Origin of the sequence: Acidovorax sp. K2F (genome assembly GCF_025246485.1) — a bacterium.
In the GTDB taxonomy this organism is placed as follows: domain Bacteria; phylum Pseudomonadota; class Gammaproteobacteria; order Burkholderiales; family Burkholderiaceae_C; genus Acidovorax; species Acidovorax delafieldii.
This window is the reverse complement of sequence record NZ_JAOBSQ010000048.1, coordinates 25,223-40,480: the sequence shown is the minus strand read 5'-3', so window position 1 is coordinate 40,480 and position 15,258 is coordinate 25,223. Positions and strand designations below refer to the sequence as shown.

General features: G+C 64.1%; 16 protein-coding genes. 9 read left to right on the top strand and 7 right to left on the bottom strand.

Annotation, left to right across the window (positions count from 1 at the left end; genetic code table 11):
* Nucleotides 1-39 precede the first annotated feature (39 nt).
* The gene (locus tag N4G42_RS17760) at nucleotides 40-1,689 is read left to right on the top strand and encodes a methyl-accepting chemotaxis protein (RefSeq protein WP_260668104.1); all 1,650 of its coding nucleotides are present in this window, start codon (nucleotides 40-42) and stop codon (nucleotides 1,687-1,689) included.
* Nucleotides 1,690-1,819: 130 nt separating this feature from the next.
* Here N4G42_RS17760 and N4G42_RS17755 read toward each other — a convergent pair whose 3' ends face one another.
* On the bottom strand, nucleotides 1,820-2,857 hold the full coding sequence (locus N4G42_RS17755; RefSeq protein ID WP_260668103.1) for a LacI family DNA-binding transcriptional regulator: 1,038 nt from the start codon (nucleotides 2,855-2,857) through the stop codon (nucleotides 1,820-1,822).
* A 168-nt stretch (nucleotides 2,858-3,025) separates the two neighbouring features.
* Between N4G42_RS17755 and N4G42_RS17750 the strand changes: the two genes are divergently transcribed.
* Genes N4G42_RS17750 through N4G42_RS17735 form a run of 4 tightly spaced genes read left to right on the top strand, consistent with a single transcriptional unit; the run spans nucleotide 3,026 to nucleotide 6,419 of the window.
* Nucleotides 3,026-3,547 carry a gluconokinase gene (locus tag N4G42_RS17750; protein ID WP_260668102.1) on the top strand — a complete coding sequence of 174 codons (522 nt, stop codon included), beginning with the start codon at nucleotides 3,026-3,028 and terminating at the stop codon, nucleotides 3,545-3,547.
* The gene (locus tag N4G42_RS17745) at nucleotides 3,544-4,056 is read left to right on the top strand and encodes a TRAP transporter small permease (RefSeq protein ID WP_260668101.1); all 513 of its coding nucleotides are present in this window, start codon (nucleotides 3,544-3,546) and stop codon (nucleotides 4,054-4,056) included. The genes N4G42_RS17750 and N4G42_RS17745 overlap by 4 nt, the downstream gene beginning before the upstream one ends.
* A gap of 2 nt (nucleotides 4,057-4,058) precedes the next feature.
* Entirely contained in the window at nucleotides 4,059-5,351 is a 1,293-nt protein-coding gene (locus tag N4G42_RS17740) for a TRAP transporter large permease (RefSeq protein ID WP_260668100.1), read from the top strand.
* A 48-nt stretch (nucleotides 5,352-5,399) separates the two neighbouring features.
* Nucleotides 5,400-6,419, top strand: coding sequence for a TRAP transporter substrate-binding protein (locus N4G42_RS17735; protein ID WP_015015151.1), 1,020 nt, complete (start codon nucleotides 5,400-5,402; stop codon nucleotides 6,417-6,419).
* Nucleotides 6,420-6,578: 159 nt separating this feature from the next.
* Here the strand turns inward: N4G42_RS17735 and N4G42_RS17730 are convergent, their stop codons facing one another.
* Nucleotides 6,579-6,872: a DUF4148 domain-containing protein gene (locus tag N4G42_RS17730; RefSeq protein ID WP_260668099.1), complete on the bottom strand. Its 294-nt coding sequence runs from the start codon at nucleotides 6,870-6,872 to the stop codon at nucleotides 6,579-6,581.
* An 83-nt stretch (nucleotides 6,873-6,955) separates the two neighbouring features.
* Entirely contained in the window at nucleotides 6,956-7,246 is a 291-nt protein-coding gene (locus N4G42_RS17725) for a DUF4148 domain-containing protein (protein WP_056058312.1), read from the bottom strand.
* A 239-nt stretch (nucleotides 7,247-7,485) separates the two neighbouring features.
* Between N4G42_RS17725 and N4G42_RS17720 the strand changes: the two genes are divergently transcribed.
* The gene (locus tag N4G42_RS17720; RefSeq protein ID WP_260668097.1) at nucleotides 7,486-7,740 is read left to right on the top strand and encodes a hypothetical protein; all 255 of its coding nucleotides are present in this window, start codon (nucleotides 7,486-7,488) and stop codon (nucleotides 7,738-7,740) included.
* Nucleotides 7,741-7,782: 42 nt separating this feature from the next.
* Nucleotides 7,783-8,220, top strand: coding sequence for a CBS domain-containing protein (locus N4G42_RS17715; protein ID WP_015015148.1), 438 nt, complete (start codon nucleotides 7,783-7,785; stop codon nucleotides 8,218-8,220).
* A gap of 227 nt (nucleotides 8,221-8,447) precedes the next feature.
* Here the strand turns inward: N4G42_RS17715 and N4G42_RS17710 are convergent, their stop codons facing one another.
* From N4G42_RS17710 to N4G42_RS17695, 4 genes are all read right to left on the bottom strand, one after another.
* The gene (locus N4G42_RS17710) at nucleotides 8,448-9,281 is read right to left on the bottom strand and encodes an ABC transporter ATP-binding protein (protein WP_260668096.1); all 834 of its coding nucleotides are present in this window, start codon (nucleotides 9,279-9,281) and stop codon (nucleotides 8,448-8,450) included.
* Entirely contained in the window at nucleotides 9,278-10,240 is a 963-nt protein-coding gene (gene ntrB / locus N4G42_RS17705) for a nitrate ABC transporter permease (RefSeq protein WP_260668095.1), read from the bottom strand. Before ntrB ends, N4G42_RS17710 begins: the two co-directional genes overlap by 4 nt.
* Before the next feature lie 63 nt (nucleotides 10,241-10,303).
* On the bottom strand, nucleotides 10,304-11,548 hold the full coding sequence (locus N4G42_RS17700; protein ID WP_056743994.1) for a CmpA/NrtA family ABC transporter substrate-binding protein: 1,245 nt from the start codon (nucleotides 11,546-11,548) through the stop codon (nucleotides 10,304-10,306).
* A 518-nt stretch (nucleotides 11,549-12,066) separates the two neighbouring features.
* The gene (locus N4G42_RS17695) at nucleotides 12,067-12,693 is read right to left on the bottom strand and encodes an ANTAR domain-containing response regulator (RefSeq protein ID WP_056058325.1); all 627 of its coding nucleotides are present in this window, start codon (nucleotides 12,691-12,693) and stop codon (nucleotides 12,067-12,069) included.
* A gap of 257 nt (nucleotides 12,694-12,950) precedes the next feature.
* Between N4G42_RS17695 and N4G42_RS17690 the strand changes: the two genes are divergently transcribed.
* Nucleotides 12,951-14,111: a branched-chain amino acid ABC transporter substrate-binding protein gene (locus tag N4G42_RS17690; protein WP_056743995.1), complete on the top strand. Its 1,161-nt coding sequence runs from the start codon at nucleotides 12,951-12,953 to the stop codon at nucleotides 14,109-14,111.
* A 44-nt stretch (nucleotides 14,112-14,155) separates the two neighbouring features.
* Nucleotides 14,156-15,196 (top strand): tRNA (adenosine(37)-N6)-threonylcarbamoyltransferase complex transferase subunit TsaD, encoded by a 1,041-nt coding sequence (tsaD, locus tag N4G42_RS17685; RefSeq protein WP_099730818.1) that lies wholly within the window; start codon nucleotides 14,156-14,158, stop codon nucleotides 15,194-15,196.
* Nucleotides 15,197-15,258: the final 62 nt, after the last annotated feature.

Genomic DNA, 15,258 nt, shown 5'->3' with positions numbered 1-15,258 from the left:
GGTCAGGGAGCGACAAGGCGTCTACGAAATGGGGTTCCCATGCGCGTCAATCTGCCGGTCAGCCAGCACGAATATGCGTTTCCCAAGGGCCAGACTCTGGTGTCCACCACGGACCTCAAGGGCCGCATCCTGTACTGCAACCCGATGTTCATCGAGGTCAGCGGCTACGAAAAGGAAGAGTTGCTGGGCCAGCCCCACAACATCGTGCGACACCCCGACATGCCCGAGGAGGCCTACCGCGACATGTGGGAGACCATCGCCAAAGGCATCCCCTGGTCGGCCCCGGTCAAGAACCGGCGCAAGGACGGTACGTTTTACTGGGTGATGGCCAATGTCACCCCGCTCATGCAGGGCGACCAGCCCACGGGTTATATGTCGGTGCGCACTGAAGCCACGCGCGAACAGATCCAGGCGGCCGAGTCGCTGTACAAGCAGATGCAGGCCGAAAAGCAGGCGGGCACGCTGGTGCACCGGCTGTCGGCCGGGCAACTGGTCAAAGACACCTTGTGGGGCCGTGTGGCCCGGGCTCTGGCGCTGGGGCCCATGGGCAAGATGATGGTGTGTACCTTGCTGCTGGTGGTGGCCTCGTGGTGCGCCGCCTTGCTGGGCGGGCACACGCTGTCGCTGGCCTCGGGGGCGGCGTGGCTGGGGGTGGTGATGTTGGCGCTGGGCATGGCGGTCTACCTGCACCAGGTCACGGTGGCGCCGTTGTCGCAGATGCTGCTGTGGGCCAACCGCATGGCCGCGGGCGACCTTACCCAGAAGATATCGGCGTCGCGCAGCGACACGGTGGGCCAGCTGCAAAAGGCGCTGGCGCAGCTCAACGTGAACCTGCTGTCCATCGTGCGCGACGCGCGGCAGGAGAGCGAGCACATGCAGGTCTCCACCCGCGAGATTGCCCAGGGCAACCAGGACCTGTCGTCGCGCACCGAGGCGCAGGCCAGCAACCTGCAGCAGACAGCCGCGTCGATGGAGGAAATCACCGGCACCGTCAAGCAAACCGCCGAATCCGCGCGCCAGGCCACGGTGTTGGCGACCCAGGCCACCCAGGTCACCGAGCGCAGCAGTGCCGCTGTGGACGGTGTGGCCAGCACCATGAAGCAGATCCAGGTTGCATCCGGCCGCATCAGCGAGATCACGCAGCTGATCGACTCCATTGCCTTCCAGACCAACATCCTTGCCCTCAACGCCGCAGTGGAGGCTGCGCGCGCCGGGGACCAGGGGCGGGGCTTTGCGGTGGTGGCCTCCGAGGTGCGCAGCCTGTCGCACCGCACGCTCTCGGCCGCCAAGGAGATCCGTCAGCTCATCGACGACTCGGCCACCAAGGTGACCGAGGGCCATGAAAAAACCGACGCTGCGCAGAAAACCATGACCGAGTCGCTGGAGCTGGTGCGTCGGGTCAACACCCTGATCGGCGAGATCCACAGCGCCTCCAACGAGCAGCTCAGCGGCATCTCGCAGGTCAACTCGGCCGTGGCGCAGCTCGATACCATCACGCAGCAAAACGCCGCGCTGGTGGAAGAGAACGCCGCATCGGCCATGCAGCTCAACGGCCAGGCGCAGACCATGACCGAGACGGTGCAGGTGTTCCGCATCGACGCGTCGGCACCCACCCAGTCGCGCGATGCGGTGGCGCTGCGCAAGGAGATGAAGGCCTCATCCAGCAGCAGGGCGCTGGCGGCGGCCTGAGTTCCTGCGGAGCCGCGCCGCACGGTGCTGCCCCGAGCCGGCACGGTGCCTCAGTGCCCCCCTGCAACGGATGTCGCCAAGCCGGAGCCAGCGTGTTGCCGGGGGCGGGCGCGCAGCGCACCAGGAGGTATCAGGTGCTCTCGCGCACTGTCAGCTCAAACCCCAGATTCACCGAGTTGTGCTCGGGCACCTCGCCGCGCATCAGCGCAAGCAGCATGCGTGCGCTGGCCTCGCCCACGGCGGCGCGGGGTGTACGCACCGTGGTCAGCGGCGGCAGCATCTGGTCGCTGCCTGCCAGGTCGTTGAAGCCCGCAATGGCCACCTGGCCGGGCACCGAAAGACCCAGGCGCTGCGCTGCCAGCAAGCCGCCCTGGGCCAAGTCGTCATTGCAGAAGAACACGGCATTGACACCCGGGCGTGTGCGCAGCAGCTCTTCCAGCAGTTCGCCACCCAGGCGCATCGACGAGGGCTGAGGGCTCAGCAGTTCCAGCTTGGGGTCGTACAGGCCTGCGTCGCGCAGACAGCGGCGGTAGCCCTCGGCGCGCTGCATGGTGCGTGGGTCCAGCTGGGCGGCCACAAAAGCGATCTTTCGGTAGCCTCGCGCCAGCAGGTGGTCCGTCATGCTGTGGCCTGCATCCTGCTGCGAAAACCCCACGCAGAAAACGCCCGGCGCCGTGGTCATTTCCATCAGGTGCACGCAGGGCACGCCGCTGGCGGCAATCAGGTGGCGCGAGGCCTCGGTGCGGTCAAAGCCGGTGACCAGCAGCCCGGCCGGACGGTGCGCGAGGTAGGTGCGCAGCAGCTGCTCCTCCTCTTGCGGGTCGTAGTGCGTGACGCCGATCAGCGCCTGGTAGCCCTGCGGGAACAGCGTGCGGTGCACGGCCTCCAGCACGTCCACAAACAGCGCGTTGGACAGCAGCGGCACCAGCACCGGCACCTGCACGCTGCGCTGTGACGCGAGTGCCCGGGCGGCAGGGTCGGGCACATAGCCCAGTCGCTCTGCGGCGGCCTTCACGCGCTGCACCAGTTCTTGCGCCACGCCGCGTTCTCCCCGCAGGGCGCGGGAGGCAGTGATGGGGCTGACCTCAGCGGCCTTGGCCACGTCGCTCAGCGTGATGCGGCCGCTGGAACGGCGTTTGGCGTCGGGTTTTGTCTCGGGTTTGTTCAAGGGTTAACCCTCATGGGGCTGGGGATCGATCTGGTTAGGATAGCGCTGTCCAAACTCTTGGGCAAGGCAACGCCAGCCATTTTGAATCAAGTTGCCCAGCTTGCCAAAGTTTGTGCGGCATCCAGACCGGGTGCCTTTTTTATGGATTGTTTGGATAGCGCTACCAATATGAGTTTTCAAGCGTCACCCGCTTTTGTGGTCGTCATGGGCGTGGCGGGCTGCGGCAAGTCCAGCCTGGGTTCTGCCCTGGCACAGGCCGAGGGCCTGCCCCTGATCGAAGGGGACGACCACCACAGCCCTGCCAGCCGCGAAAAGATGCGCCAGGGCATTGCACTGACCGATGCAGACCGGGAAGGCTGGCTGACCACCTTGGGGCAACTGCTGCAAGCCAAGCCCCAGGGCGCGGTGCTGACCTGCTCGGCGCTCAAGAAGGTCTACCGGGACCGCTTGCGCAACGCCTGCCCCGGGCTGCGGTTCGTCTTTCTGGAGATCGACCGCGCGAGCGCAGGCCAACGCGTGGCCGCCCGTGCAGGCACCCATTTTTTCTCCAGTGCCTTGGTGGACAGCCAGTTCGCCACGCTGGAATCCCCCGTGGGCGAAACGGGCGTGCTGCGCCTGGATGCATTGCTGGACCTGCCCACGCTGCAACAACAGGCCTCGGCCTGGCTGGCAACGAAGGAGACCGCATGAGTTCCCCTGCACAACATGCCGTGCCACAGAGCCGCTTTGCGCGGATCTCCCAGGTGCTCATGGCCAGCTGCCTGGGCGTGATGGCCGTGGCCGTGTTCATCAACGTGGTGCTGCGTTACGGCTTTGGCAGCGGCGTGGCAGCCAGTGAAGAACTGTCGCGCCTGTTGTTCGTCTGGATGGTGTTCATCGGTGCCGCAGCGGCCTATCCGGCAGGCGAACACATGGCCTTCACCAGCCTGGCAGGCCTGCTGGCTAAGCGCCCGGTGGCCTTTGGCCTGCTGACCGCCGTGATCCGGCTGCTGGTGATCACCGCCAGCGCGATGCTGGCCTGGGGTGCCTGGCAGCAGGTGGTGGTGGGCATGGGCAGCCGCTCGGTCGTCATGGCCTACCCCGCTGCGCTGCTGCCGCTGCCGGCCTTTTTGTGCGCGGTGGCCATTGGTGTGATGGCAACCGTCGAATTGATTCAACGCAAGCCGCTGGACCTCGGTCATGGCGCTGAGGTGGAGTGACCATGGGACCCGAAGCGCAGGCTTTTCTTGTTTTTTCGCTGGGCATGCTGGTGCTGATGGGCACCGGCATGAACATGGGCCTCGCCCTGGTGCTCACGGGCGCAGGCATGGCCTGGGTGCTCGACTTCTGGGATGCGCAGTTGCTCGCACAGAACCTGGTGGCCGGGGTGGACAGCTTTCCGCTCCTGGCCGTGCCCTTCTTCATCCTGGCGGGTGAGTTGATGAACTCAGGCGGCATCAGCCGCCGCATCATCGACATGGCGCAGGCCTGGGTGGGGCACATCCGGGGTGGGCTGGGCTATGTGGCCATTGGCGCTGCGGTGCTGATGGCGAGCATGAGCGGGTCGGCCCTGGCCGACACCGCCGCGCTGGCCACCATCCTGCTGCCCATGATGCGCCAGCAGGGCTACCCCATGAACACATCCGCCGGGCTGATTGCCTCGGGCGGCATCATCGCGCCGATCATTCCGCCGTCCATGCCCTTTGTGATCTACGGTGTGACGACCAACACCTCGATCTCGGCGCTGTTCGTGTCGGGCATCGTGCCGGGACTGATGATGGGCGTGGGCCTCATCTTTGCCTGGCGCTGGGTGCTGCGCGGCATGGACCTGCCCCAGGGCGAGCCCTTGCCTGTCAAAGATCGTCTGCGCGCCACGGTGCGCGCCTTCTGGGCCATGCTGATGCCGCTCATCATCATCGGCGGCATGAAGACCGGCGTGTTCACGCCCACTGAGGCCGCCGTGGTGGCCGCGTTCTACGCGCTGGTGGTAGCGCTGTTCGTGCACCGCGAGATGAAGCTGGCCGACATCTATGGCGTGCTGGTGCGCGCCGCCAAGACGACCTCCATCGTGATGTTCTTGTGTGCTGGCGCCCAGGTGGCCAGCTACATGATCACGCTGGCCGACTTGCCCAACGTGCTGACCAGCTGGCTGGGCCCGCTGGTGGAGAACCCGCGCCTCTTGATGGCCGTGATGATGATTGTGCTGGTGCTCATCGGCACGGCGCTGGACCTCACGCCCACCATCCTGATCTTTGCGCCCGTGATGCTGCCCATCGCCGTCAAGGCGGGAATTGACCCGGTGTATTTCGGCCTGATGTTCGTGCTCAACGGCGCCATCGGCCTCATCACCCCGCCGGTGGGCACGGTGCTCAACGTGGTGGCCGGGGTGGGGCGCATCTCGATGCACAGCGTCATCAAGGGCGTGAACCCGTTTCTTATCACCTACGTGCTGATCCTGGCGCTGCTGGTGGTCTTCCCGCAGATCGTGACTGCGCCCGTCGTCTGGCTGCGCTAGCCGTTTGCCTGCTCCTCTTCCCCGTTTTTCTTGCCAATGGAGACAACCATGAAAACTTTCCGTCGCACCCTGCTGGCCGCCCTGTCGGTCGCTGCCATCACCTGCTCGTTCCAGGCCGCAGCCCAAGACTTCAAGCCGCGCATCATCCGTTTTGGCTACGGCCTCAACGAGGACTCCAACCAGGGCCGGGCCACCAAACTGTTTGCCCAGGAAGTGGAAAAGGCCTCGGGCGGCAAGATGAAGATTCGCGCCATCGGTGCTGCTGCGCTGGGCTCTGACGTGCAGATGCAGCAGGCCCTGATCGGCGGCGCGCAGGAGATGATGGTGGGATCCACGGCCACGCTGGTGGGCATCACCAAGGAAATGGCGATCTGGGACACGCCGTTCCTGTTCAACAACGCCAAGGAAGCCGACGTGGTGCTGGATGGCCCCGTGGGCCAGAAGGTGATGGACAAGCTGCAGGAAAAAGGCCTGGTGGGCCTGGTGTACTGGGAGAACGGCTTTCGCAACCTCACCAACAGCAAGCGCCCCGTCAACAAGCTGGAAGACATGGACGGCATCAAGCTGCGCGTGATGCAGAACAACGTGTTCCTCGACAGCTTCAAGACCCTGGGCGCCAATGCGGTGCCGCTGCCGTTCTCGGAACTCTTCACTGCCCTCGAAACCAAGACGGTGGACGGCCAGGAGAACCCCTACAACACCATCCTGTCGAGCAAGTTCTATGAGGTGCAGAAGTACCTCACGGTGACGAACCACGTCTACAGCCCCTGGATCGTGCTGGTCAGCAAGAAGTACTGGGATGGCCTGTCGAAGGCTGAGCAGAAGGTGCTGCTCGACGCCGCCAAGAAGAGCCGCGACTTCGAGCGCCAGGACACGCGTGCCGAGGCCGACAAGGCGCTGGCCGACCTCAAGGGCAAGGGCATGCAGGTCAACGAACTGCCCGCCGCCGAAGCCAACCGCATGCGCGAAAAGCTCAGCGCCGTGAACGCCAGCATTGCCGCCAACGTGGGCGAGGGCTTGTGGAAGGAAGTGCAAGGGGCCGTGGCCCAGGCGCGCGCTGGCAAGTAAATCGGGGTGGACGCCATTGGCAGCCTTTGAGCTGTCGATGGCAGGCTTCGAACCTCTCCGTGTCGCGAAGCGCCATGAAAAAGGCCGAGGCCCCTGTTGGGGCCTCGGCCTTTTGGCATTTGCAATCTTTCATCTGCACCGAAGTGCAGGCCGGTCCAATTACAGGGAGCCGATTTCGCCGGAAGAGATCTGGCCAGTGCGCACAGCTTCAGCAGCCTGGGCACGCACAGCAGCACGGTCAGCGGTGGACTTGTAGGTCACCACACGCGAACCAGCGGGTTCAATGCTGCGTGTTTGAGCCACGGTAGCGGCTTCGGCAGCCACTTCAGCGCGGGTGCGGTTGGTTTCGAACTTGGTGGCGAACTGAGAAGCATCGGCTTCGTCAGCCTGGGCACCAAAAGAAGCGAAAGCAGCAACAGCAGCGATAGAGAGGAAACGGGCAGTCTTGTTCATGATGAAACTCCTGTGAAATCGAAAAATGGGGACGAGGTATCTGGAATACGCGGTGGGTGAAGCTGTGGATTCAAAAAATTGAATCAACCGCCTTCAGCAGGGCCCACGCGGCCAGTGCGCATGGCTTGTGCGGCAGCTTCGGCACGCACGGCAGCGCGGTCAGCCGTGGACTTGTAGGTCACCACGCGGGAGCCTGCGGGCTCTTGGCTGCGCATTTGCACAGCCGTAGCGGCTTCGGCGATCACTTCGGCGCGGGTGCGGCTGGTTTCGAACTGGGTGGCGAACTGCGAAGCGTCGGCTTCGTCGGCCTGGGCACCGAAAGAAGCGAAAGCAGCAACAGCGGCGATAGACAGGAAACGTGCGGTGTTGTTCATGATGGAAATCCTTGAAGTTAAAAAAGCGTCTCAAAAAACCGGGTGAAGATCAGAAACGACTCGCTTCGCACCGGGTTCGGTGAGTCGCCTTGCGGGTTCGGCTCATCGATGGGATGAACTGTACGCCGGTGCTGTTCAGAGAAAAACCACTGAGTCGCGAACTAACTGTTCCAGTATTGGAAACAATCTTCCGTGCTGGCTGCCGTGTCTGCCTGCCCTCGGAACCCTGGCGGTTTGCCATGGAAACCGCCGGGCGCTGGCAGGCAACAGATGCCGCTGAGGTGAGCGTGGTCGGTGCGGTGAACATGGGCTCCATCGTGCCGGGGCAGGCGGGGGGCGTCGTCTCGCCGCGGTTTCGCTTCTTTTCAGTTTGTTTCGCGCAAGGCGGTATGCAACGGCGCAGAAACATCCATTGCATTCGCCGTGCAACAGATGATCAAAAAGCGCTGCACATGGGGCTTGCGTGGGTTGCGCGCACGGGCCTTATGGGCTGAAATCTCCCTGTGCCCGTTTCCGTTTTCACGAGGGAGGTTTCCATGACCGCAGTCGCCAAGATTCTTCAGTCCAAACCCGATGCCACCGTCCATACCATCAGCCCTGCTGCTTCCGTGCTGGACGCCCTCCAGCTCATGGCCGACAAGGGCATTGGCGCGCTCATCGTGACCGAGGGCGCGTCCATCGTCGGCATCTTTACCGAGCGGGACTACGCCCGAAAAATCGCCCTCATGGGGCGCACTTCGGCCGTCACCCAGGTCAAGGATGTGATGACCTCGGCCGTGATGTTTGTGCGCCCGGATCAGACCAGCGAGCAGTGCATGCAGCTCATGAGCAACAACCGCCTGCGCCACCTGCCCGTGGTGGATGGCGGCAAGCTGGTGGGCATGATTTCCATTGGCGACCTGGTCAAGGACATCATCTCCGAGCAGAAATTCATCATTGAACAGTTGGAGAACTACATCACCGGGAGTCACTAGGAGCAACCCCCTGAGGCGCTGCGCGCCTTCCCCCTACGCTCGAAGGTCTGCGCCATGCGGGAAGGGGGACGCACCCAGAGCGGCGGGGCAGCCCTTGCGCGGGTGCGCTGGTCTGGAGCTGCGCGCGTGCGGCACCTCTGCCACGGGGACACAACGAAAAAGAGCTCTGACCGATCTGGTCAGAGCCCTTTTGTTTTGGGTGGCCGGGTGCGCTGCCGACCGGCCGCTCAAGCGGCTTTTTCGACGTGCCCCTGACGCGTGTACAGAAAGTCGATCACCGCCTTGCGGTAGTGCACATACTGCGGGTCCTCGGCCAGCTCCACGCGCTTGCGGGGGCGGGGCAAGTCCACGGTCAGCACCTCGCCAATCGTGGCGGCCGGGCCGTTGGTCATCATCACGATCTTGTCGGACAGCAGCACGGCTTCGTCCACGTCGTGGGTCACCATCACCACGGTGCTTTGGGTGCGCGCCACGATCTCCAGCAGCTCATCCTGCAGCTTGGCGCGGGTCAGGGCGTCGAGCGCGCCGAAGGGCTCGTCCATCAGCAGTACCTGGGGCTCCATGCTCAGGGCCCGGGCGATGCCCACGCGCTGTTTCATGCCGCCCGAGATCTCACCCGGACGTTTTTGCCCCGCGTGGGTCAGGCCCACCAGCGCCAATGCGGCGTCGGTGCGGGCTTTGAGCTGGGCTTTGGTTTCCTTGGCGCCAAACACGCGCTCCACGGCCAGGTAGATGTTGTCAAAGCAGGTGAGCCAGGGCAGCAGCGAGTGGTTCTGGAACACCACCGCGCGCTCCGGCCCCGGGCCCTTGATCTCCTTGTTGGCGCACAGCAGCGCGCCGTTGGTGGGCGTGGTCAGGCCGGCAATCAGGTTGAGCAAGGTGGACTTGCCGCAGCCCGAGTGGCCGATGAGCGCCACGAACTCGCCCTTGGCAATCGTCAGGTGAATGTCGCGCAGCGCCGGGAACAGGCCCTTGGCCGTCTTGAAGGTCTGCTCGACACCGTGGATCTCGATGAACTTGGTGCTCATGGAAGGGTGGGTGGATGGAGCTGTCGTGTTCATGCTTTCACCTCTTCAAACGTAAATGCGGTGGCCAGCTTGATGAGTGCAAACTCCAGCAGCAGCCCGACGATGCCGATCACGAAGATCGCGATGATGATGTTCTTGACGTTGAGGTTGTTCCACTCGTCCCACACCCAAAAGCCGATGCCCACGCCGCCGGTCAGCATCTCGGCCGCCACGATCACCAGCCACGCGGTGCCCACGGCCAGGCGCACGCCGGTCAGCATGTAGGGCAGCACGGCGGGGAACAGGATCTTGGTGGCGATCTTCCACTCGCTCAGGTTGAGCACGCGGGCCACGTTCATGTAGTCCTGCGGTACGCGCTGCACACCCACGGCGGTGTTGATGATCATGGGCCAGATGGAGCAGATGAAGATGGTCCAGATGGCCGCCGGGTTGGCGCCCTTGAAGACCAGCAGACCGATCGGCAGCCATGCCAGGGGCGACACGGGGCGCAGCAGGCTGATGAGCGGATTGAACATGCGCGACAGGAAGTTGAAGCGTCCGATCACAAACCCCGCCGGAATGCCCACCAGCGCCGCCATGCCGAAGCCGATGGCCACGCGCTGCAGGCTCATCAGCACGTTCCAGCCCACGCCCTGGTCGTTGGGGCCGTTGCGGTAGAAGGGGTTGCTGAACACTTCCAGCGCCTGCAGCCAGGTGTCCTTGGGGCTGGGGATGCTTCCGCCCGTGGTGGTGGAGACCACCGCCCACAGGCCGATGAGCAGGCCCAGGCCACACAGCGGCGGCAGCACGGCCAGCCAGAAGCTGCGCGAGAGCGCGGACCAGTCGCGGCCAGTGGCCACGCTGGAGGGCGTTGCAGGTGCCTTGGGGGCAGATATCGCAGCCTTTTGGCTTCTTGCGCTAGTGGATGTTGCGCTTGCAGCTACAGTATTCATAGCATTCTGTGCGGCCACGGGGGCTGCATCCAACGGGGAATGAAAGACGGCACTGACCATGGTGTTCTCCTGTGCAGGGCTTGCTTGCGGGGTGGCCGGGAGGGCGCTGGGGCAGGGTTGCCGTCAGGCCTTGATCTTGAAGCCGTCGGCGTACTTGGCGGGGTCCTTGCCATCCCACACCACGCCGTCGATGAACTTGCTGGTGCGCAGCACATCCTTGGGCACGCTGATCTTCATGGCGCTGGCGACCGACTTGTACAGGTCCACCTGGTTCACTTCCTTGGCCACGGCCAGGTAGTCGGGGTGGCTCTTGAGCAGGCCCCAGCGCTTGTGCTGGGTCAGGAACCACATGCCGTCCGACAGGTAGGGGAAGTTCACCGCGCCGTCGTTGAAGAACTTCATGTGGTTGGGGTCGTCCCAGGTCTTGCCCAGACCGTTCTGGTAGCGGCCCAGAATGCGCTGGTTGATGGCATCCACGCCTGTGTTCACATACGCCTTGCCGGCCACGGTCTCGGCCATCTTCATCTTGTTGGACAGGCTGGCGTCGATCCACTGGCTGGCTTCGAGCACGGCCATCATCACGGCGCGCGTGGTGTTGGGGTACTTCTTGACGAACTCGGCCGTGGTGCCCAGCACCTTCTCGGGGTGGTCCTTCCAGATGTCCTGCGTGGTGTTGGCCGTGATGCCGATGCCATCCATGATGGCGCGGTGGTTCCAGGGCTCGCCCACACAAAAGCCGTCCATGTTGCCCACGCGCATGTTGGCCACCATCTGCGGCGGGGGCACGGTGATGAGCTTGGCACCCGACAGCGGGTTGATGCCCGCCGCTGCCAGCCAGTAGTGCATCCACATCGCGTGGGTGCCTGTGGGGAAGGTGCCCGCAAATGTGTATTCCCGCTTCTCGCTGGCCATGAGCTTGGCCAGGGACGGACCATCCACCGCACCCTTGTCGGCCAGGGCCTTGGAGAGGGTGATGGCCTGACCGTTGTTGTTCAGGTTCATGAGCACGGCCATGTCCTTCTTGGGGCCAGCGGTGCCCAGGTGCACGCCATAGACCAGGCCGTAGAGCACATGGGCAAAGTCCAGTTCGCCGTTCACCAGCTTGTCACGCACGCCGGCCCAACTGGCTTCCTTGTTGGGGACGATGGTCACGCCATATTTCTTGTCAAAGCCCAGCACCGAAGCCATGACCACGCTGGCGCAGTCGGTCAGCGGGATGAAGCCGATCTTGACCTCCTTCTTCTCGGGGGCGTCGGAGCCCGCTGCGTGGACGAGTGCGCGCAGCGCGGGGCTCACACCCACAGCGCCCACGGTGGCGGCCTGCAGCACGGTGCGGCGGTTGAGGCTGGTTTTCAACAGATCGGTCATAGGGCATCCCTGGTGGCGTGAAAAACAAAAAAGGCGTCCTCACACCGCGCCCGGCTGCATCAAAGCAACGCCGGGAGCGGGTGGGGACGCCTTTGTCCTGGGTGGAGCCTGGAACGGGTCCGGGGCTCCTTGCCAGCACCGGCCCGCCGTTGGGTCAGTGCTGTCAGTGGTCAGACCTGCATTGGTCTTGCACTGTGCAATGCAAAGCGCGTGCCAGCGTGCGCTGCGCCATGTTGGAGCGTTGGTTGCTATGGAATAGATAGCTGTCTGCGCTTGATCAATAAGCGCTACACGCCTGCGGGGCTTGCAGCAGGGATGTTCTTGTGGTGATCAGTGTGTTCGCACTGCCTTTGTGCGGCGCACCATTTGGGAGGGGCCTTGGAATTGGGCGCGGCCCAGGCGAGGGATGCCAAGCAAGGGCCGCACCGCAGCGAGGGCATCGTCCCCCTTCCCGAATGACGCAATCATTCGAGAGAAGGGGGAAGCGGCGCAGCCGCTCAGGGGGTTGTTCTCTGGTTTTACCCCAGCAGATCCATCACGTCCAGCATGCGCTGAGCCACGTCCACGAGCTTCAGGCCCTTGTCCATGGCGGTCTTGCGCAGCTTTTCGTAGGCGGCCTGTTCGGTCAGGCCCTGGCGCTGCATCAACAGGCCCTTGGCGCGGTCGATGGTCTTGCGGTCTTTGAGCTCGGTCTTGGCGTCGGCCAGCTCGGCGCGCAAAGCCTGTTCGTGCTGGAAGCGGGCCATGGCCACGTCCAGAATGGGGCGGATGCGCTGCGGTGCCAGGCCCGCCACGATGTAGGCAGACACACCGGCCGCCACCGCGTCCTTCACGTGCGAGGTGTCTTCATCGTTGGTGAACATCACGATGGGGCGGCGTTCGTCGCGTGTGGCCATCACCACATGCTCTAGCGCGTCGCGGGCCTCGCTCTCGGCGTCCACGATGATCAGGTCGGGCTGCAGCTGGGCAATGCGCTCGCTCAGAAACACGTCGGCGGGCAGCGTGGCCACCAGGTTGAAGTTGTTCTCCAGCAGCCCGATGCGCAGCGCCCGCGATCGCTCCGCCTGCTCCACGGCGTGTTCGTCGTCAGGGTCGGCGACTGCCAGATCCGGGGCAACCACCACGATGCGCAAAGCCTCATTCATACCCGTAAGCATAAGCAATTTTTACGCCACAAATTGGTGCGCCGGGGTGGTGCACGGCCCCAGAGCGCCGTTGCGATGGGCTTTCACGCAAGGCCCATACCGGCCCCAGGCCCGCCAGGCCTGGGTGCCCTGGCCCCCGTTGTGGGGCCTGAAAGTTGCTAATACTGACACCGTGGGAGGGCATACCCGGTAGCTCACCCAGCAGGGCGTCGCATATACATCTGGTCACACAGACACACTGAAATGGAGTTTTTTGCATGAACAAGCACATGAACCGGCGCCGCTTCTCGGCCAGCCTGGCCTTGACCGCAGTGGCGACTGCTGCACTCCTGACCGGATGCGGCAAGGTGCCGGACACCATCAAAATTGGTGTTGCACAGCCTTTGAGCGGCCCGCTGGGTGCCTTGGGGCAGGATCTGCTCAATGGCGTGAAGCTGGCGGTTGAGGAACTCAACAAGTCCGGCTACACCGTGGACGGCAAGCGCGTGACCTTGGAGGTCGTGTCCGTGGATGACAAGGCCGACGCCACCACCGGCAAGGCGGTCGCCCAGCAGCTGGTGGATGCGGGTGTGGTAGCCGTGGTGGGCCACCTCAACTCGGGCGTGAGCATTGAGACCGCCCCCATCTACGCCGCCAAGGACATTCCACAGATCGCCATCTCCACCAATCCCAAGTTCACGCAGCTCGGGTTCCCCACCACGTTCCGTATGGTGGCCAACGACACCTTGCAGGCGCGCGCCATCGGCTCCTTTGCGGCCACGCAGCTGGGCGCCAACCGCTACGCCGCGCTGGACGACGGCACCCCCTACGGCAAGGGCCTGGCCGATGGCGCGGCCGAACAGCTCAAGGCCGAGAAAAAGGAAGTCGTGGTGCGCAAGTCGTTCGACGACAAGACCGTGGCCTTCGACGAGCTGGCCGGTGAACTCAAGGCCGCCAACGTGGAAGTGATTGTTTCTACCCTCAACGACTTCCAGGCCCTGGCGCTGCTCGAAGCGCTCAAGAAGGTAGACCACACCAAGGTCAGCCTGCTGGGTGGCGACACCATCAAGACCACCGACATGACCAAGGGCGCAGGCATCGTGCAGGGGCTGTACGCCACCTCGCCAGTGCTGGAAGCCAAGGAGTTCACCACCGGCAAGCCCTTCCTTGAAAAGTACATCGCCGCCTTCAAGAAGCCTCCGGCCTACGGTGGTCACTACAGCTACGACAGCACGTATGTGCTCTCTGCAGCCATCCAGAAAGCCAAGTCCGCCGACCCCAAGGAAATCACCAAGGCCCTGCACAGCATCAACGGCTATGCCCCGGTGATTGGCACCATGACCTGGGATGAGAAGGGAGAGCAACGCTACGGTGCCGTGGGTGTGTACGAGCTGCGCAGCGGCAACTGGGAGTTGCGCATGCGGTCAGACCGCTGGTAAACAGCCCTCCGGGACGGATCGGCCCCGGGTTTTACACTCGGGGCATGAGCTTGCTGATCCTGGGTATTGAATCTTCGTGCGACGAGACGGGCGTGGCATTGGTCCGTTCCACGGGCAATGCCGTGCCTACGCTGCTGTCGCATGCGCTGCACAGCCAGATCGAGATGCACCAGGCCTATGGCGGCGTGGTCCCCGAACTGGCCAGCCGTGACCACATCCGCCGCGTGCTGCCGCTGGCCACGCAGGTGCTTACCGAGTCTGGCCAGTCGCTGGCCGATGTGGACGTGGTGGCCTACACGCGCGGCCCGGGCCTGGCGGGTGCGCTGCTGGTAGGCGCTGGCGTGGCCTGCGCGCTGGGCGCAGCGCTCAACAAGCCGGTGCTGGGCGTGCACCACCTGGAGGGGCACCTGCTGTCGCCCTTCCTCAGCGCCGACCCGCCAGAGTTCCCCTTTGTGGCCCTGCTCGTCTCGGGCGGCCACACGCAGCTGATGCGGGTGGATGGCGTGGGTCGCTACGAGATCCTGGGTGAGACCATTGACGATGCGGCTGGCGAGGCGTTCGACAAGTCCGCCAAACTCATGGGCCTGGGCTACCCCGGTGGCCCTGCGCTGTCGCGCTTGGCTGAGCAGGGCGATGCCACGGCCTTCAAGCTGCCACGCCCGCTGCTGCACAGCGGCAATCTCGACTTCTCTTTTGCCGGGCTCAAGACGGCCGTGCTCACGCAGGCCAAGAAGTTGGGCGATGAGCTGGAAGCACGCAAGGCCGACCTGGCGGCGAGCACCGAGGCTGCGATTGTCGAAGTGCTGGTGAAGAAGACGCTGGCCGCGCTCAAGCAGACCGGCCTGAAACGTGTGGTGGTCGCCGGTGGCGTAGGGGCCAACCGGCACCTGCGTGCGCAACTCAATGCGGCCTGCGCTGCGGCCAAGGTGCGCGTGCACTACCCTGAGCTGCACCTGTGCACCGACAACGGCGCCATGATTGCCATGGCAGCGGCCATGCGGCTGCAGGTAGGGCAGCAGCAGGCCAACACCGACTACGCCTTTGACGTGAAGCCGCGCTGGCCGTTGGATGCCATCACCGTGTGATTTTGAAGAAAAGTGGCACTTGGCGCAGGTAAATCATGCGCTAGGTGCTATCTTTTTTGATG